The 16,470-nt window shown below is 66.5% G+C and carries 14 protein-coding genes; 8 read left to right on the top strand and 6 right to left on the bottom strand.

Features of this window, described 5'->3' with window-relative positions; all coding sequences use genetic code 11:
* Positions 1-9: 9 nt before the first annotated feature.
* From AC6EUH_RS02280 to AC6EUH_RS02255, 6 genes are all read left to right on the top strand, one after another.
* Positions 10-1,383, top strand: a complete 1,374-nt coding sequence (locus AC6EUH_RS02280) for a GAF domain-containing protein (protein WP_056424915.1) — start codon at positions 10-12, stop codon at positions 1,381-1,383.
* A 134-nt stretch (positions 1,384-1,517) separates the two neighbouring features.
* Positions 1,518-3,041: an acetaldehyde dehydrogenase ExaC gene (gene exaC, locus AC6EUH_RS02275; protein WP_056424918.1), complete on the top strand. Its 1,524-nt coding sequence runs from the start codon at positions 1,518-1,520 to the stop codon at positions 3,039-3,041.
* 163 nt (positions 3,042-3,204) lie between these two features.
* Positions 3,205-4,215 carry an alcohol dehydrogenase AdhP gene (adhP, locus tag AC6EUH_RS02270; RefSeq protein ID WP_056424920.1) on the top strand — a complete coding sequence of 337 codons (1,011 nt, stop codon included), beginning with the start codon at positions 3,205-3,207 and terminating at the stop codon, positions 4,213-4,215.
* Positions 4,216-4,231: 16 nt separating this feature from the next.
* Positions 4,232-4,639, top strand: coding sequence for a DUF779 domain-containing protein (locus AC6EUH_RS02265; RefSeq protein WP_056424923.1), 408 nt, complete (start codon positions 4,232-4,234; stop codon positions 4,637-4,639).
* A gap of 197 nt (positions 4,640-4,836) precedes the next feature.
* Complete coding sequence (locus AC6EUH_RS02260; RefSeq protein WP_056424926.1) at positions 4,837-6,429, top strand: amino acid permease; 1,593 nt, start codon at positions 4,837-4,839, stop codon at positions 6,427-6,429.
* Between the two features lie 154 nt (positions 6,430-6,583).
* The gene (locus tag AC6EUH_RS02255) at positions 6,584-7,189 is read left to right on the top strand and encodes a TetR/AcrR family transcriptional regulator (RefSeq protein WP_056424928.1); all 606 of its coding nucleotides are present in this window, start codon (positions 6,584-6,586) and stop codon (positions 7,187-7,189) included.
* Between the two features lie 43 nt (positions 7,190-7,232).
* Here the strand turns inward: AC6EUH_RS02255 and AC6EUH_RS02250 are convergent, their stop codons facing one another.
* The 5 genes from AC6EUH_RS02250 to AC6EUH_RS02230 form a co-directional block, all read right to left on the bottom strand.
* Positions 7,233-7,868 (bottom strand): DUF2461 domain-containing protein, encoded by a 636-nt coding sequence (locus AC6EUH_RS02250; RefSeq protein ID WP_499737676.1) that lies wholly within the window; start codon positions 7,866-7,868, stop codon positions 7,233-7,235.
* A 140-nt stretch (positions 7,869-8,008) separates the two neighbouring features.
* Positions 8,009-10,036 (bottom strand): DUF6541 family protein, encoded by a 2,028-nt coding sequence (locus AC6EUH_RS02245; protein ID WP_499737675.1) that lies wholly within the window; start codon positions 10,034-10,036, stop codon positions 8,009-8,011.
* Between the two features lie 7 nt (positions 10,037-10,043).
* Positions 10,044-11,249, bottom strand: a complete 1,206-nt coding sequence (locus tag AC6EUH_RS02240) for a polysaccharide pyruvyl transferase family protein (RefSeq protein ID WP_499737674.1) — start codon at positions 11,247-11,249, stop codon at positions 10,044-10,046.
* Between the two features lie 128 nt (positions 11,250-11,377).
* Positions 11,378-12,877: a catalase gene (locus AC6EUH_RS02235; RefSeq protein WP_499737673.1), complete on the bottom strand. Its 1,500-nt coding sequence runs from the start codon at positions 12,875-12,877 to the stop codon at positions 11,378-11,380.
* Positions 12,878-12,901: 24 nt separating this feature from the next.
* Positions 12,902-13,369: a Fur family transcriptional regulator gene (locus AC6EUH_RS02230; protein ID WP_499737672.1), complete on the bottom strand. Its 468-nt coding sequence runs from the start codon at positions 13,367-13,369 to the stop codon at positions 12,902-12,904.
* A gap of 139 nt (positions 13,370-13,508) precedes the next feature.
* Between AC6EUH_RS02230 and AC6EUH_RS02225 the strand changes: the two genes are divergently transcribed.
* Both AC6EUH_RS02225 and htpX read left to right on the top strand, forming a co-directional pair.
* A complete protein-coding gene (locus AC6EUH_RS02225; protein ID WP_056424948.1) occupies positions 13,509-14,780 on the top strand; it encodes an MFS transporter in 1,272 nt (423 codons plus the stop codon).
* 51 nt (positions 14,781-14,831) lie between these two features.
* Positions 14,832-15,704, top strand: a complete 873-nt coding sequence (gene htpX / locus AC6EUH_RS02220; protein ID WP_499737671.1) for a zinc metalloprotease HtpX — start codon at positions 14,832-14,834, stop codon at positions 15,702-15,704.
* A 164-nt stretch (positions 15,705-15,868) separates the two neighbouring features.
* Here the strand turns inward: htpX and AC6EUH_RS02215 are convergent, their stop codons facing one another.
* Positions 15,869-16,360: a YajQ family cyclic di-GMP-binding protein gene (locus AC6EUH_RS02215; protein ID WP_056424955.1), complete on the bottom strand. Its 492-nt coding sequence runs from the start codon at positions 16,358-16,360 to the stop codon at positions 15,869-15,871.
* Positions 16,361-16,470: the final 110 nt, after the last annotated feature.

The raw sequence follows: 16,470 nt of genomic DNA, 5'->3' as shown, positions 1-16,470 counted from the left end.
GGGAGTTCAATGAGGAATTTGGTCCGTCCGGCTGGCCCGCTCCAGCCGGAGAACGGGGTCAGCGCGCAGTTGCGCCAGCACTTCGCCAATGCCGGGCATGAACAGCTGGACTCACGGGGGCTGGGGCTGCCGGAGGACTTGCAGCTGCCGGGTCTGAGCAGCCTCATCCAGGAGTCCTGGCGGAGGTCGGCGCAGTTGCAGGCGAACCCTGACAACCCCGAGGCCCCGCTGGCGATGGACCGCGAAGAACTCGAAGAATACCGGCGGCAGCATCCGCTGGCCGCCATCATGCCGGTCATCCACAAGCTGCTGGTCCTGCCCAGCCACGACAGCGGGATGCTCGTGGCCGTGGGGGATGAGGTGGGCCGGCTCCTCTGGGTCGAAGGCGACGCCGCCATGCAGCGCCGGGCTGAAGGCATGATGTTCGTTCCCGGAGCCGACTGGTCCGAAGCCACCGTGGGCACCAGCGCCCCCGGCACCGCACTTGCCCTGGGCCGGGGCATCCAGATCTCCGGCGCGGAACATTACAAGCGCTCCGTCCACCCGTGGAGCTGCACTGCCGTTCCTTTCCACGATCCGGATTCCGGCGCCCTCCTGGGGGTGGTGGACATCACCGGCACCGAGTCCGCCGTGGCCCCGCACACCCTCTCACTGGTCGAAGCCACCGTGGCCGCGGCCCAGGCCCACCTCCGCGTGGAGCGGCTGCAGCTCGCCGCCGCGCGCCAGACGTCGCCGGCCCGGCGTCGTAATTCGGCTGCGCCGAACGCGCCGGCCGCCACCAGCCTGTACCGCAATAGCCTCCAGCTCCTCGGCCGGGACCAGGCGCTGCTCAGCATCGACGGGCGCACTGTGGCGCTTTCCGCCCGGCACAGCGAGATCCTGACCCTTCTCAGCACGCACCCGGAAGGCCTCAACGCCGAGGAACTCTGCAACTTTCTGTACCCGGGGGACGCTTCCACCATGACACTGCGGGCCGAGATGGTGCGCCTGCGCAAGGTGCTCCAGCAGCTGAATCCGGGTGCAGTTCCGGAGTCCCGTCCCTACCGGCTGCCACTGGACCTGGTGCCGGACTCCGGACAGGTCCTGAACTGCCTGCAGCGCGGCGCCCACCGGATCGCCCTGGAGATCTACCGGGGCGCGGTCCTGCCCCGCTCCGAAGCCCCTGGCATCGTCGAACTGCGGAACCGGGTCTCCTCCCTGCTCCGGGAAGCTGTGTTGACGGACGGCAGCGCCGAGTCGCTCCTGAGGTACGCCGAGCTTCCCGAGGCGAGGGACGACGTCGAGATCCGGGTCGCAGCACTGAAGCTCCTGCCGCCGCGCTCGCCGAAACGCGCCGCGGTGGTCGCTGATCTGGAACGGCTCGAGACCGAACTCAGCGCCTGACCCGATACCGCTCCCGGGCAGGTGACCCGGGTCACTTTCATTGCAACCTGACTGCAACCCCCTTGCTCCTAGGCTGAACGCAACGGCGGCGCCGATATCTGGCCGCCTCAATCGTGAACAGCAAAGGAGCTGCAATGACTGTCTACGCACAGCCGGGTACCGAGGGTTCGAAGGTCACTTTCAAGGACCGCTACGAGAACTGGATCGGCGGCGAGTGGGTTGCCCCGGTCAAGGGCCAGTACTTCGAGAACATCACCCCCGTCACCGGCAAGGTATTCTGCGAGGTCGCCCGCGGCACCGCCGAGGACATCGAGCTGGCCCTCGACGCCGCCCACAAGGTTGCACCCTCCTGGGGCAAGACCTCCGTCGCCGAGCGCGCCGCGATCCTGAACAAGATCGCCGACCGGATCGACGAGAACCTCGAGATGCTCGCCGTCGCCGAATCCTGGGACAACGGCAAGCCGATCCGCGAGACCCTCAACGCGGACATCCCCCTCGCCGCCGACCACTTCCGCTACTTCGCCTCCGCCGTCCGCGCCCAGGAGGGCCGGCTGTCCCAGCTCGACGACGACACCACCGCCTACCACTACCATGAGCCGCTCGGCGTCGTCGGCCAGATCATCCCCTGGAACTTCCCGATCCTGATGGCCGTCTGGAAGCTCGCCCCGGCCCTCGCCGCCGGCAACGCCGTCGTCCTGAAGCCGGCCGAGCAGACCCCGTCCTCGATCATGGTGCTGATGGAGCTCATCGGCGACCTGCTTCCGGCCGGCGTCCTCAACGTGGTCAACGGCTTCGGCGTCGAGGCCGGCAAGCCGCTTGCCTCCAGCCCCCGGATCCGCAAGATCGCCTTCACCGGCGAAACCTCCACCGGCCGGCTGATCAGCCAGTACGCCAGCCAGAACCTGATCCCGGTCACCCTGGAACTGGGCGGCAAGAGCCCCAATATCTTCTTCAACGACGTTGCCGACACCAACGACGCGTTCTACGACAAGGCCCAGGAAGGCTTCACCCTCTTCGCCTTCAACCAGGGTGAAGTCTGCACCTGCCCGTCCCGCGCCTTGGTCCAGGAAGACATCTACGATTCCTTCATGGCCGACGCCGTGGCCCGGGTGGAGAAAATCATCCAGGGCAACCCGCTGGACACCGAAACCCAGCTCGGCGCCCAGGCCTCCAACGACCAGCTGGAAAAGATCCTGTCCTACATCGACATCGGAAAGCAGGAGGGCGCCAAGGTGCTCACCGGCGGCGGCCGGGCCGAAATGCCCGGAGACCTGGCCGGCGGCTACTACGTCCAGCCGACCATCTTCGAAGGCCACAACAAGATGCGGATCTTCCAGGAGGAAATCTTCGGTCCGGTGGTGTCCGTAACCCGCTTCAGCGACTACAACGACGCCATGGGCATCGCCAATGACACCCTCTACGGCCTCGGCGCCGGCGTCTGGTCCCGCAACGGCAACGTCGCCTACCGTGCCGGGCGGGAGATCCAGGCCGGGCGCGTTTGGGTCAACAACTACCACGCCTACCCGGCGGGCGCTGCGTTCGGCGGCTACAAGTCCTCAGGCATCGGCCGCGAGAACCACTCGATGATGCTGGACCACTACCAGCAGACCAAGAACCTCCTGGTCAGCTACAACGAGAACAAGCTCGGCTTCTTCTAAGCCGCAACAAAACCCGGGCGGGGCGGATCACGATGGATCCGCCCCGCCCGCACCACTTGTGCACCGACGCGGAAGGACACGGCCCACTGCACACGCTTTTAGCTGCACCCACGCTTGATGACGCAAGGATTTCGCTATGACGACGACAACGACGACGACGACGATGCAAGCCGCAGTAGTAACCGAATTCGGCAAGGACCTGCAGATCCAGACCCTCCCCGTTCCAGTGCCGGGCCGGGGAGAGGCGCTTGTCAAAGTACTGACCACCGGCGTCTGCCACACCGACCTCCACGCCGCGGAAGGCGATTGGCCGGTCAAGCCGACCCCGCCGTTTATCCCCGGACACGAAGGGGTCGGTGAAGTGGTTGCCCTCGGTGAAGGCGTGACGGACCTGGCCGTCGGGGACCTCGTCGGCAACGCCTGGCTCTGGTCCGCCTGCGGCGATTGCCAGTACTGCCGCACCGGCTGGGAAACCCTGTGCGAGGCGCAGCAAAATGCCGGCTACAGCGTTGACGGCTCCTTTGGGGAGTACATGCTGGTGGACACGCGCTTCGCGGCCAGAATCCCGGCCGGTTCGGACCCCGTGGAGGTGGCGCCGGTGCTCTGCGCCGGGGTGACCGTCTACAAGGGCCTCAAGATGACCGAGGCCCGGCCCGGCCAGTGGGTCACCATCTCGGGAATTGGCGGACTCGGCCATATTGCTGTCCAGTACGCCGTGGCCATGGGCCTTCGTGTTGCCGCAGTGGACATTGCCGATGACAAGCTCGCCCTGGCAAAGAAGCACGGTGCGGAACTGACCGTCAATGCCCTGCACGAGGATCCCGCCGAAGTCATCCAGCGCGAAACCGGAGGTTGCCATGGAGTCCTCGTCACGGCTGTGCACCCGTCAGCATTTGGCCAGGCGATCGGGATGGCCCGCCGCGGCGGAACGATTGTGTTCAACGGCCTGCCGCCGGGTGACTTCCCGGCGCCGATCTTTGAGATTGTGCTCAAGGGCCTGACGGTCCGGGGCTCCATTGTCGGAACCCGGCAGGACCTGGAAGAAGCCTTGGAATTCTACGCTCAGGGCAAGATCCATCCGACGGTCTCCACCCGGGAACTCTCCGAAGTGAATGCCGTCCTCGACGAAATGAAACATGCCAAGATCGACGGCCGCGTGGTCATCAAGTACTGATGAAGGAAGGATTCTGATGCCTGACGCAAAGCTCCATGCTGCAGTCACCCGCCCCGGCGAAGACTTCTCGCGGGTGGCGCTCACCCCGGAAGCGGTGGAACTGCTGCGCAAGCTCTGGCTCCAGCACGGACCGCTGATGTTCCATCAGTCCGGCGGGTGCTGCGACGGTTCCTCGCCAATGTGTTATCCGGCAGGGGAGTTCATCACCGGGGACTCGGACGTGCAGCTGGGCCTGTTCGACATTTCCGACGGCCTGCAGCCGCAGCCGATCGACTTCTGGATGTCGAAGGAACAATTCAACTACTGGAGCCACACCCACCTGACCGTGGACGTGGTCCCGGGCAGGGGGAGCGGGTTCTCGGTGGAAGCACCTGAGGGCAAACGGTTCCTGATCCGGTCCACGCTGATGGATTGGCCGGTCTGAGCGGACGTTGGAACGCGCTGAACCGACGCGGGAGCGGCGCGGGAGCGGCGCTGCAATGGCGCGGACGGGCCGGGCGGGGAAACCTGCCCGGCCCGTCTTTTCGTCTCACGATGTGGGACAAATCTGGCCGTCCAGTGGATGGACACTACGATAGATAGGTCTGTTTCCAACAAGTTATCGAGATTGTGGACTTTCCTATGAACGTTTTCCGGACCAAATCGATCGAGCAGTCCATGTCGGACGCCGATGAACCCGGACGCAAGCTGAAGCGCTCGCTCAGCTCCTGGGACCTGATGATCATGGGTGTCGCCGTTGCCGTCGGCGCCGGCATCTTCTCGGTCGGCGCCAAGGCTGCAGCAAACTTCGCCGGCCCGGCCGTGACCCTCTCCTTCGCCATTGCCGCTGTCACGTGTGCGCTGGCGATCATGTGCTACGCCGAGTTCGCCACCGCCATTCCGGTAGCCGGCTCCGCTTACGTCTTCACCTACGCGACAATGGGCGAGCTGCTGGCCTGGATCATCGGCTGGAACCTCATCCTCGAGCTGTTCACCGCCGGTGCTGTGATCGCCAAGTACTGGGGCATCTACCTCAGCAAGGTGTTTGCGCTGATGGGCGTGGACATCCCTCCGTCGATCTCCCTCGGCGGTGTGGACCTGTACTGGGGCGCGTTCCTGATCGTCGCCGTGTTCACCGTGCTGTTGGTGCTGGGGACGAAGCTGTCCGCCCGTGTCGGCAACATCTTCACCCTGATCAAGATCGGCGTTGTCCTCTTTGTGATCGTGGTGGGCTTCACCTACGTGAAGTTCGAAAACTACACTCCGTTCGTTCCGGCCTCCGAGCCCACCGGCGGGACCGGTGCCGCCGACGTCATGAAGCAGTCCTTTTTCGCCTTCCTCACCGGGGCTGCCCCGGCGCAGTACGGCACGCTGGGCATCTTCGCGGGAGCCGCCCTGGTCTTCTTCGCCTTCATCGGCTTCGACGTCGTCGCCACCTCGGCCGAGGAAGTCAAGGACCCGCAGAAGACGCTGCCCCGCGGCATCTTTGGCGGCCTCGCCGTCGTCACTGTCCTCTACATCCTGGTGTCCCTGGCCCTGACCGGCATGGTGTCCTACACCCAGCTTGCCGAGGCCGAGAACCCGACCCTCACCACGGCATTCGAGGCCGTGGGCAACACCGACGCCGCCAAGATCATCGCCTTCGGGTCCCTCGTGGGCCTGACCACCGTGATCATGGTGCTGCTGATGGGCCTCTCCCGCGTGGTGCTGGCCATGAGCCGCGACGGACTGCTGCCGCGCTCGCTGTCCAAGACCAGCACCATCCGCGCGACGCCGGTCCGCCTGCAGATCATCTGCGGTGCTGCCGTGGCGGTTGTCGCCGGACTCACCAACGTGGACCTGCTGGAAGAAATGATCAACATCGGCACGCTGTCCGCGTTCGTGACGGTGAGCATCGGCGTCCTGGTGCTGCGGAAGAAGCGCCCCGACCTGAAGCCGGCGTTCCGGGTGCCGTTCGGCAAGGTGCTCCCGATCATCTCGGCCGTCCTGTGCCTCTACCTCATGACCAACCTGGCAGTGGAGACCTGGATCTTCTTCGCCATCTGGCTCGTGATCGGCGTGGCCATCTACTTCTCCTACGGACAGCGGCACTCCCGGCTGAACGAGAAGTTCGCCGAAGCCAAAGCTTCTGTCAACGGCCCCGGAGACAAGGGCGCCGCCAGGGCCAAGGCTGCGGCACCCGCTGATGCCAATGCCGCCGCCGCGGAGAACGAGGCCCCGGTCAACCGCTCCTGACGGCCGGCCGCCGGTACTGATACACCGAGGTCGCCGGAGACGTGTGAATTCGCTGGAAGTTCCAGCGAGTCGGCACGGCTCCGGCGACCCCGGCGTTTGACCGCCGGATCGGTTACGGCAGGCGCGCTCCGCCCGCGCTCCCTATGATGGATTTATGGCCCGCCCTGCACGACCTGAACGCAAGGCAGAGCTGTTGGCCGCCATTCTTGACTACCTCATGGACAAGACCCTCGCGGAGCTCACCTTCCGTGGCCTGGCCGAGGGGCTGGGGGTCAGCAGCTATGTGCTCGTGTACCACTTCGGCCACCGCGAGGAGCTGGTCAACGAAATCATCCGCACCATCGAATCCCGGCTCGACAGCATCCGGGCCACGGACGTGCGGGACATTGACCGGGAAGCCTGGCGGGCGTTCCTGCTGGAGTCCTGGCGCTGGACCATGGCGCAGCGCAACCGCCACCTGGCCAGGCTCGAGTTCGAGGCGACAGCGCAGGACATTGTGGCGGAATCACCCCGGGGAACAGCGCAGGAACATTTCAGGATGCTCCATCACAAGGCCCGGGACTGGCTGATGCTCCAGGGCATCCGGGAGGAATTTGCGGACACGGACGCCCGCCTGTTCACGGCAGCCTTCTACGGGCTCCAGTTCGATTTCGTCGTGAACAACCAACCCGAGGAAGCCAGCAAAGCGTTTGACCTGATGATGCTGGTCTTCTTCAACAACCTCGACCGGCGCCTGGCCGCCGACGGCGAACACATCTGACGCGGGCCGTCTGACCCCGCCCGGCCGCACGCGGCTGCCCGCCTTATGGCGCGGCGTAGCGGCCGATCCACTCAACCAGCGGCCGCAGCTGCGCCCAGCGCCTGGCCACCTCGCCAGCGGCATCCGGCGTGGAGAGCCAGCCCGGACGTCCCACGTGCGTTCCGGCGGCGAGTGACTTGTGCTTCAGCAGCTCCGCGCGGGGATGATGCTTGTCGAACCCCCGCGGGACCGTCTTCAAGGTCTCCCCCTCCACCGTGAAGCCGAGGGCGCGGACCTGCGCGACAATCTCCTGCAGGACTTCCCCGGTGGAGGGGGCATCCACGGCGCTGCGGAAACGTGCCAGCTGAGCCGGTGTGTGGGTGTGGTATCCGCCGCCGATGAGCAGGCCGTCAGCGTCGAGCTGGACGTAGAAGCCCATGCCTTCGGCAACGGTGGCGACCGCGCCCTGGGCAGTCTTGTAGGGAGACTTGTCCAGGGAGAACCGGATATCCCGGTTGGGCCGGAAAAGTTTGGCCCCGCCGAACTCGGGTTCCAGCTCCGCCAGAAGCCCCGTCAGCGGTTCCTTGACCGCGGAGTCATACGTGGCCTTATGCGCAAGCCACCAGTCGCGGTTGTTGTTGTGTTCCAGCTCCGTATAGAACTCGAAGGCGGCGTCAGGGATGCCTGCAAATGGGGTCATGTATGCATCCTAGGGACATGGCTCGCCCCACGGCGAGCGGCACATCCCCTATGTGGAAAACGAAAAAAAGCCCCGACACGCGGCCGCCGTGGCGGGGCGCTGGAGGGCGGCCTGCCCCTTGCCCCGGCCGCACACCACGGCTAGCCGCAGGCCGTGATCCGGTAGAGGGTGCGGCCATTGGCGGACGCGACTTTCTCAAAGCCCCTGTCGGTCGGCACGTTGTAAAACCCCGGCCATTGCTTCAGGCTGATGCTGCCGTGGGATGCACCGGGCGCGTCCTCATAAAAGTGTGTGGCTCCGACCTTGAGGACGGCCTCGCAGATCGACTTGTCCGTCGCGATCCGATTGAACCCGGTGCGGAGCAGCTCCTTGGCAGCGCTCCCGGCCGTCGGGGCGCCCAGCTGCGTGTACACCACGCGTCGTCCGGTGAGGGCGTAGAAGTACGTTTCGCCGTTGAAGGGGTCACCGATTACCACTGCGTCGTCCGGTAGCAACTCGCCCGCCCGCTCGATGAATTCTTGTTCACCGCTGGACAGGACGCCAGTTCCCGGTTTGTCGGAGACCACGTAGTTCTGTGCGGCCACTGCCACCCGATCCACCGAGCGGTAGCCCCCCGATTCCCAATAGATTCCGTATGCCAGGACGGCCACGGACAGGGCGACAACAATCTGGGGCAGGGGCCACCTGCCGCCGGTGCGGGCCGGGGGGAGCCGCGCCGACACTACACGGTGTGCGCCCCTCGCGAGCACCGCGACGGCCAGGGCCGCCAGCAGGCTGCCCGTCATCGCGATGAACGGGGCGATTCGCTGCGTGTCTTTATACCAGAAGCCCGTCAGCCACCTCAGTGCGTTTTCGGGTCCGGCAGCAAGCACGTAAAGGGCAACAAAGGCCAGCCAGGCGATGGCCAGCGGCCGCGCCTCCCTGATGAAGACGGCCGTGGCAGCGCCGACGATCACCAGCAGCCCCACCGCGAGGTTGAAATCGTCCGGGGCAGGCGGGGACAAGGCCGGAAACCTCGGAAGGTCGAAGAACGCAAGTTGCAGTGAATCCGGCACTTCGGCCCGCACGGCACGCTTGTAGGCCATCACCCCGGTGAGCAGCCGGGAGTTGGCCAGCACCGCGGAGACCGCCACCGCAGCAGCCACCACAGCTCCAGCCGCCGCGACCGCAGGCCAAGGTCGGCGACGCGCGCCCCGCACCACGAGCGGCAGCAGGCTGGCGACCACAAAGGGGAGGATGGCAACGGCGGTGGCAAAAACGGCACTCGGGTGCGCGGCAGCACAGCCGCCGAGGACTGCGGCCAGAACAGCCGCCAGGAGCACACGCTCCCGGGCCGGCGTTCCGGCACGCTCCGCGGAAGTCAGGTGCCGTAGAAAGAGGACTCCGACGGCGAGCGTGGCGGGGACCAGGGCCGTGGAGAGGCCGTTGGGCCACTGGCCGCTGCGGAGCAGCTGGGAGAAAGGAAAGCTGACGAACGAAGCAGCGAACACCGGCGTCAGTGCCCAGGCCGCTGGATGCCGCGGCAGGACTGCGGAGGCCAGAAACATCAGGCCAATTGGCCAGATCATGCCGCCGATGACGATCGAGGACAGGTTGGCCGCTTCCGTCATACTGCCCGGGACCAGCGACACTGCGCTGTGCCAGCCCGCGGGGTAGTACGTGGACCGACCGGCACCGAATATCGGAGCGACGCCCCACGGCGTGGCGCTGCCGGACTCCTGGATCCACGTCAGCACGTTCAAATGGAAGATCGGATCCCAGCCCTGCGACGCTTTGGCCGGGTCGCCGATTCCGCGGAGCAGCGCCAGGCAGGTCACCATGGAACCGATTGCCACGCCCGCACCAACAGCCAGTTTCGCAGGCGCGCCGAGGCCGCCGGGCCACAGGGGTGTGCGGAAGCTGAGCCTCCTCCCGGCAAGCCACGCGGCAAGGACAGGCGGCAGGGCCGTCAGGGCGGCCGTGGCGGCGTTCCACGGCACGCCCAGGGAGTCCGCCACGATGCTTCCGGCCAGAAAGATCAGCAGGGTGATGGCCGGGCTGAGAGCGATGGCGGCCGGCAAGCCCGGCTTCAGCGGTAGGAGCACCAGAAGCCCCGGGAGGAAAAATGCGGCTACAAGGAAAATAACGGTCGGAGCATGTGGAAGCAGCTCAAGAAGCCCATTCAGCATGGTCTTTTCAGCGCGCTCCGGCCCGGATCTTGTTCTTCAGCGGGGCGGCCACGGCTTTGTTGAAGAGCTTGGCGGCCCCGGCAGTCAGGGATCCGGTCTGGCCGTGCAGCGGCGGATAGAGAGTGCCGGCCTCTGCGCGTTTCCGTGCCGTGAGTGCAGGCAGGTCACCCCGCAAGGATCCGGGCTGCTGCGGCATGGCGGGAGCGTCGCTGCCCAGGGCCAGCGACCAGCCGCTTCCCAGAGCGGCCACGGACTCATGCTTGACGTCGTAGTAGCCCTTTTTCACGCCGACGGCAATGCCTCGGGCACCCGCGGCAGCCGCCAGCAGATGGATGTGGAAGCGGCTGGTGACCCAGGTCTGCTGGGCGGACAGGGGAAGGCCGTGGGTCCAAACCTGGGCGAATGATATGAACCGGGTCTCGGGGATGAGGTCTGCCATGCGCTCGTAGGCGGCATGGTCGACGCCGGGAATCGCCTCGACGTAGTAAGCCTTGGTCCCTCGGCGGCGGGCAGTCTCGACCTCCGTCCGTGCCAGTTCGACGGCGGCCTGGAACCGTCCGGGATCAGCCATGTCGCTCTGGATGCAGACATAAAGTCCCGATGGGGCGTCGTTGCGCCCGATTTCCCCGGTGACGCCCAGGAACGCGTCGTCGAGGCCCAGTTCCAGCCCGTGTGCGTCGGCGCTGGCCTGGTCCCGTGCGTGGGCGTGATCGAAACCCCGGAACAGCGGGGCTTCCGCGGGGGCCGGAGCGAGCGCCGGCATCAGGCCCTGTCCGGTGGCGTAAAGCTTTGCCCCGGTCAGTTCACTGACGGCACGCATTCCGACGACGAGGCCGGCGTGGTGCGGCCACGTGTCGTTGACGTAGCCGCCGCCGATGAGATGCAGGGACCCGGCTTCCCGAAGCTTGAGGATGCCCAGATCGTAGGCCGGCGTGCCGAAGCCGGCAACGCGTTCGCGGATGTTTTTCGCCGCCACTTCGGCGGGGAGCTCGGCGTTGTCGTGGACCAGGCGCCAGAGCGTGTTGGTGACCCGAAGCCGCGGGTGCATGCCCTCGAACAGTACCTGCGCCATGCCGGGTTGGGGGCAGTCCAGCCAGACGTCGGCGTCGGGGCGGGCTACGGCCAGGTATTTCAGCCACGCAGCGGCGATGAACTCATCGCCGAAGTTGGGGTGGCCGGAGCTGCCGACCAGGTAAATGATTCGCGAATTCATCTACCCGACTATAGCGGCGCGGCCACGTTGTGATACACCAAGGGCATCCCGCCGCGCATATTCGCGGCGGGATGCCCTTCCCCAAACGGGGTGCCTACGGTGCGGGTGCCCCCGGCCGAGCCTGAGGATCAGACCTTGTTGGCGGCCTCGGCGTCGGACTCGACCTGGCCTGCACCCAGGTTGGCGCGCAGCTTGGCACCGAACTCGGCGTCGACGTTCGTCCAGTACTGGATGGCGCGTTCCTTGATCTCAGCGGTCTTGACGCCGCTGACGGCACCGGTGACGGTGTCCAGCAGGCGGGCCTTTTCGCCGTCGTTGAAGACCTCGCGGTACAGCGTGCCGGCCTGGCCGAAGTCGCCGTCCTCAGCGTGCAGGGAGTGCGCGGAGAGCGTCAGCTCGCCGTCGTTCTCCCAGCCGCCGCCGGCAACCGCAGGCTCCACGGCAGCCGGGCCGCCGACGGAGTTCGGTGCGTAGACCGGAACCGAGGGCGCGTTGAAGTGGTAGCGGCCGGCGCCGTCCTGGCTGTAGTTGTTGACCTGGTTCTTGGGCAGGTTGACCGGCAGCTGGGCGTGGTTGGTGCCCACGCGGTAGCGGTGCGCGTCCGCGTAGGAGAAGATGCGGGCCTGCAGCATCTTGTCCGGGGAGGCGGCGATGCCCGGCACAAAGTTCGACGGCGCGAAAGCGGCCTGCTCGATCTGCGCGAAGTAGTTCTCCGGGTTCTTGTTCAGTTCCATGGTGCCGACCTTGATCAGCGGGTAGTCCCCGTGCGGCCAGACCTTGGTGAGGTCGAACGGGTTGAAGCGGTACGTCTTGGCATCCTCGTACGGCATGACCTGGACGTGGAGGTCCCAGGACGGGAAGTTGCCGGCAGCGATGTTTTCCTGCAGATCGCGGATGTAGAAGTCGCCGTCAGCGCCGGCCAGTGCCTCGGCCTCGTCGCCGGTCATGGACTTGACGCCCTGGTTGGACTTGAAGTGGTACTTAACCCAGAAGCGCTCGCCCTCGGCGTTGATCCACTGGTAGGTGTGCGAGCCGTAGCCCTGCATTTCACGCCAGGAGGCCGGCAGGCCGCGGTCGCCCATGAGCCAGGTGACCTGGTGTGCGGACTCGGGGGAGAGGGTCCAGAAGTCCCACTGCATGTCGGCATCGCGCAGGTGGGTGCCCGGGAGACGCTTCTGCGAGTGGATGAAGTCCGGGAACTTGATGCCGTCGCGGATGAAGAACACCGGGGTGTTGTTGCCGACGAGGTCGTAGTTGCCCTCGGTGGTGTAGAACTTCACGGCGAAACCGCGGGGGTCGCGCCAGGTATCGGGGGACCCTGCCTCGCCGGCGACGGAGGAGAAGCGGATGAGCATCTCGGTCTCAGTGCCCGGCTGGAACAGTGCGGCCTTGGTGTACTTCGAGACGTCCTCGGAGGTCTTGAACGTGCCGAAGGCGCCGCCGCCCTTGGCATGCACCACGCGCTCCGGCACGCGCTCGCGGTTGAACTGCGCCAGTTTTTCGATCAGGTAGTGGTCGGTGAGGATGATCGCGCCGTCAGCGCCGACGGATTTCGAGTGGGCATCGGAAGTGACCGGGGCGCCGGACTGTGTCGTGGACACGGCGGGCGCAGAGATGTGCTGAGTCATCGTTCTCCTATTTCTTGTTTCTTCTTATTTACGTTCGGCGGGAAGTTGTTGGGTGCGCTGGCAGTCCTGGCAGATGCCCTGGTACAGCACGTCGGCGATCTGGATGGTCATCGGCTTGGAGCCCTCATCCCAGTGCGGCGTCAGGCAGGGCGCGTGGCCGACGGCGCATTCGACGTCCTCCACCCGCCCGCAGCTGATGCAGACGGCGTGGTGGTGGTTGTCGCCCACCCGCGTCTCGTACAGCGCAGGGGAGTGCGGGGGCTCAAACCGGCGCAACATCTGCAGATTCGTCAGATCCCCCAGCACCACATAGACGGACTGCGCGGTCAGTTCGGGGAGTTCTTGGCGGGCGGCGGCGAGGATGTTCTCGGCGGGGGAATGCGGGTGATGCTCGACGGCGGCCAGCACTGCCAGCCGCTGCTTCGTCACCCGGCGGCCGTGGGCGCGCAGGGCGGCAGCCCATGCCTCGTGGGTGCCCGTCGATTCCGTCATGCCCCCATTCAAGCACTTATTATGAGTCGATCATAATAAGGCGCGGCTTATGACTCTGCAGGGGCCGGCTTCCGTCGCGTCGCGCGCGTCACTCGCCGGGGTCACCGGGCCGCCGGTCCTGCGCCACTAGAGTGTCCGGGTGGGGAATCTTCTGGCGGACATCACGCCCTTGCGCGAGAGTCCGGCGTTCCGCCGCCTGTGGCTGGGATCCGCCGTCGCGGCCCTGGGGAGCCAGTTGACCCTGGTGGCCGTGAGCCTTGAGGTTTACCGGCTCACCCAGGACAGCCTGTACGTCGGGCTGCTGAGCATCTTCGCCCTCGTCCCGCTGGTCGTCGGCGGGCTGCTGGGCGGGTCGATCGCGGACGCCCACGACCGCCGCACGGTGGCGCTCCTGGCCTCGTCGGTGCTGTGGCTGACCACCGCCTGCCTGGCCCTGCAGGCCTGGCTGCAGCTGGGGAATGTCTGGGTGCTGTATGCCCTTGTTGCGGTGCAGAGCGGCGCGCAGGCCATCAACCAGCCGGCCCGCAGCGCCATTATCCCGCTGCTGGTCCGCAAGGAGCTCCTGCCGGCCGCCAATGCGCTGAGCATGATGAGCTTCGGCCTTACCTTCACGGCCGGGCCGCTTTTGGCCGGGCTGCTGGTGGCAACGGTGGGGTTCGCCTGGACCTATACGGTCGACGTCGTCACCTTTGCCTTCGCACTGTGGGCCTTGCTGAGGCTGCCGGCCATGCCGCCGGGGGACCGGGCGCGGCCCGCGGGGCTGCGGTCCGTCGTCGAGGGCTTCCGCTTCCTGGGCACTCGACCCAACCTGAGGATGACCTTCGTCGTGGACATCATCGCGATGATCTTCGCCCAGCCCCGGGCCCTGCTGCCCGCGATCGGCGCCGTCATGATCGGCGGCGGCGAAACCACGGTGGGGATCCTGCTGGCGTCCACCGCCGTCGGCGCGTTCCTGGCCGGCCTCTTCTCCGGCCCGCTGGGTGCGGTGCGGCGGCAGGGGGCAGCCGTTGTCTGGTCCGTGATGGGCTGGGGCGCCTCGATTGCCGGCTTCGGCCTCGTCGTTGTGCTCGCCGGGAACTCCGGCGCCGACGGCGTGACCTGGTGGCTGCTGCCCGCCGCCCTGTGCTGCGGGCTGGCCGGAATCGCAGACTCCGTCAGCGCGGTCTTCCGCACGACGATCCTGCAGTCATCCACGCCGGACCACCTGCGCGGCCGGCTGCAGGGCGTGTTCATCGTGGTGGTCGCCGGCGGGCCCCGGGTGGGGGACATGCTTGCGGGCGGGGGGACTAAAATTCTGAGTGAAGGCTGGGTTCTGCTTCTGGGCGGCCTGTTGTGCATCGCGGTGGCCTGGGCCGTGGCGCACTGGCAGTCTGGCTTCCTGAAGTACGACGCGCGGAACCCCGTGCCGTAGCGGGACGTTTTCCGGGTGTGGGTCCACAGTCGGACGACTTCAGGAGGAACAGTGCATCAGCATCACAACGGACTGAAGACCGCAGCCCTTTTCGGCGTCCTGTGGGCGGTGCTCCTGGGTCTCGGCGCGCTGATGGCCTCCAGTATGGGCAGCTCCGCGCCGATCTGGATCATGGCCCTGGTTGGCGTCGCCACCACGGCCTACGGCTACTGGAACAGTGACAAGATCGCCATCCGGTCCATGCAGGCTTTTCCCGTGACGGAAGCCGAAGCGCCCCAGCTCCACCAGATTGTCCGGGAACTCTCCGCCACGGCGCAGCAGCCGATGCCGCGGATCTACATTTCACCCACGATGGCCCCGAATGCATTCGCGACCGGCCGGAACCCGCAAAACGCCGCGGTGTGCTGCACCGAAGGCATCCTCCGGCTCCTCGACGCCCGGGAACTCCGCGGCGTGCTTGGCCACGAGCTGATGCACGTCTATAACCGGGACATCCTGACCTCGTCGGTGGCTGCCGCCGTCGCCGGTGTTATCACCTCGGTGGCTCAGATGTTCCTGATCTTCGGCGGCGGCGGGGACCGGCGCAACGCCAACCCCATCGCCGCGATTGCCATGGCGTTGCTGGCGCCGTTTGCGGCGTCGCTGATCCAGATGGCCATCTCCCGCACCCGGGAGTTCGACGCCGACGAGGACGGGTCCAAACTCACGGGAGACCCGCTGGCGCTCGCCTCAGCCCTGCGCAAGATCGAGCAGGGCGTGCAGCTGGCACCGCTGCCGCAGGAGCAGCGGCTGGTCAACGCCTCGCACCTGATGATCGCGAACCCGTTCCGCGCCGGCGGTGTGGCGAAAATGTTCTCGACCCACCCGCCGATGAGCGAGCGCATTGGCCGGCTGGAGCGGATGGCCGGCCAGCCGCTGGGCTAACGTGGCGGCCGACTGCGGGTTGCGACGCGCTTAACGTCCCGCGCGCGCAATGTCCCGCGGCGGGCGCAGTGTCGGGCGACGCGCGAAAGGGCTGCCGGCGCGGGAAGACCCGGTGCGACAGCCCTTTGGCGCGGCGTGCGGAAACGAGCGCCGCGGATAAGTGCCTAGCTTCGGAAGTTCACGAACTGCAGGTCGGCCTCGTCGAAGCCCTTCAGCAGGTTCATGGTCTCCTGGAGGTCGTCGCGGGACTTGGATGTCACGCGGAGCTCGTCGCCCTGGATCTGTGACTTGACGGACTTGGGGCCCTCGTCGCGGATGAGCTTGTTGATCTTCTTCGCGAGGTCCTGCGCAATGCCCTCCTTGATGGTGGCTTCGAGCCGGAATTCCTTGCCGGACGCGTAGGGCTCGCCTGTGTCGAGGGACTTCAGGGAGATGCCGCGGCGGATGAGCTTGGACTGCAGCACATCCAGGACGGCGAGCACACGCTCCTCGGAGTTGGCCTTCATGAGGATCTTCTCGCCGCTGAAGTCCACCTCGGCGCCGACGCCCTTGAAGTCGTAGCGCTGGGCCAGTTCCTTCTGGGCCTGGTTCAGCGCATTGGCGACCTCCTGCTTGTCGACTTTGCTGACGACGTCGAATGTGGATTCGCCTGCCATGACTGTCCTCCTGTTGGTTGGGGGGTGCCCGGTAAGGGGCCGTTGGGTCTGCAATCCAGCCTAGTACGGATGCCCGTGTTGTGAAGGGCGGCGGCGTGCGGTCGGTTTCA

Source organism: Arthrobacter sp. 001422645, assembly GCF_059816125.1.
The sequence above is the reverse complement of the archived record's forward strand: the minus strand, read 5'-3'. Positions and strand labels throughout refer to the sequence as shown.

Bases quoted from the DNA above. Each gene is read 5' to 3' on its own strand.
- AC6EUH_RS02280 (WP_056424915.1), top strand. From the start codon at position 10: ATGAGGAATTTGGTCCGTCCGGCTGGCCCGCTCCAGCCGGAGAACGGG.
- exaC (WP_056424918.1), top strand. From the start codon at position 1,518: ATGACTGTCTACGCACAGCCGGGTACCGAGGGTTCGAAGGTCACTTTC.
- adhP (WP_056424920.1), top strand. From the start codon at position 3,205: ATGCAAGCCGCAGTAGTAACCGAATTCGGCAAGGACCTGCAGATCCAG.
- AC6EUH_RS02265 (WP_056424923.1), top strand. From the start codon at position 4,232: ATGCCTGACGCAAAGCTCCATGCTGCAGTCACCCGCCCCGGCGAAGAC.
- AC6EUH_RS02260 (WP_056424926.1), top strand. From the start codon at position 4,837: ATGAACGTTTTCCGGACCAAATCGATCGAGCAGTCCATGTCGGACGCC.
- AC6EUH_RS02255 (WP_056424928.1), top strand. From the start codon at position 6,584: ATGGCCCGCCCTGCACGACCTGAACGCAAGGCAGAGCTGTTGGCCGCC.
- AC6EUH_RS02250 (WP_499737676.1), bottom strand. From the start codon at position 7,868: ATGACCCCATTTGCAGGCATCCCTGACGCCGCCTTCGAGTTCTATACG.
- AC6EUH_RS02245 (WP_499737675.1), bottom strand. From the start codon at position 10,036: ATGCTGAATGGGCTTCTTGAGCTGCTTCCACATGCTCCGACCGTTATT.
- AC6EUH_RS02240 (WP_499737674.1), bottom strand. From the start codon at position 11,249: ATGAATTCGCGAATCATTTACCTGGTCGGCAGCTCCGGCCACCCCAAC.
- AC6EUH_RS02235 (WP_499737673.1), bottom strand. From the start codon at position 12,877: ATGACTCAGCACATCTCTGCGCCCGCCGTGTCCACGACACAGTCCGGC.
- AC6EUH_RS02230 (WP_499737672.1), bottom strand. From the start codon at position 13,369: ATGACGGAATCGACGGGCACCCACGAGGCATGGGCTGCCGCCCTGCGC.
- AC6EUH_RS02215 (WP_056424955.1), bottom strand. From the start codon at position 16,360: ATGGCAGGCGAATCCACATTCGACGTCGTCAGCAAAGTCGACAAGCAG.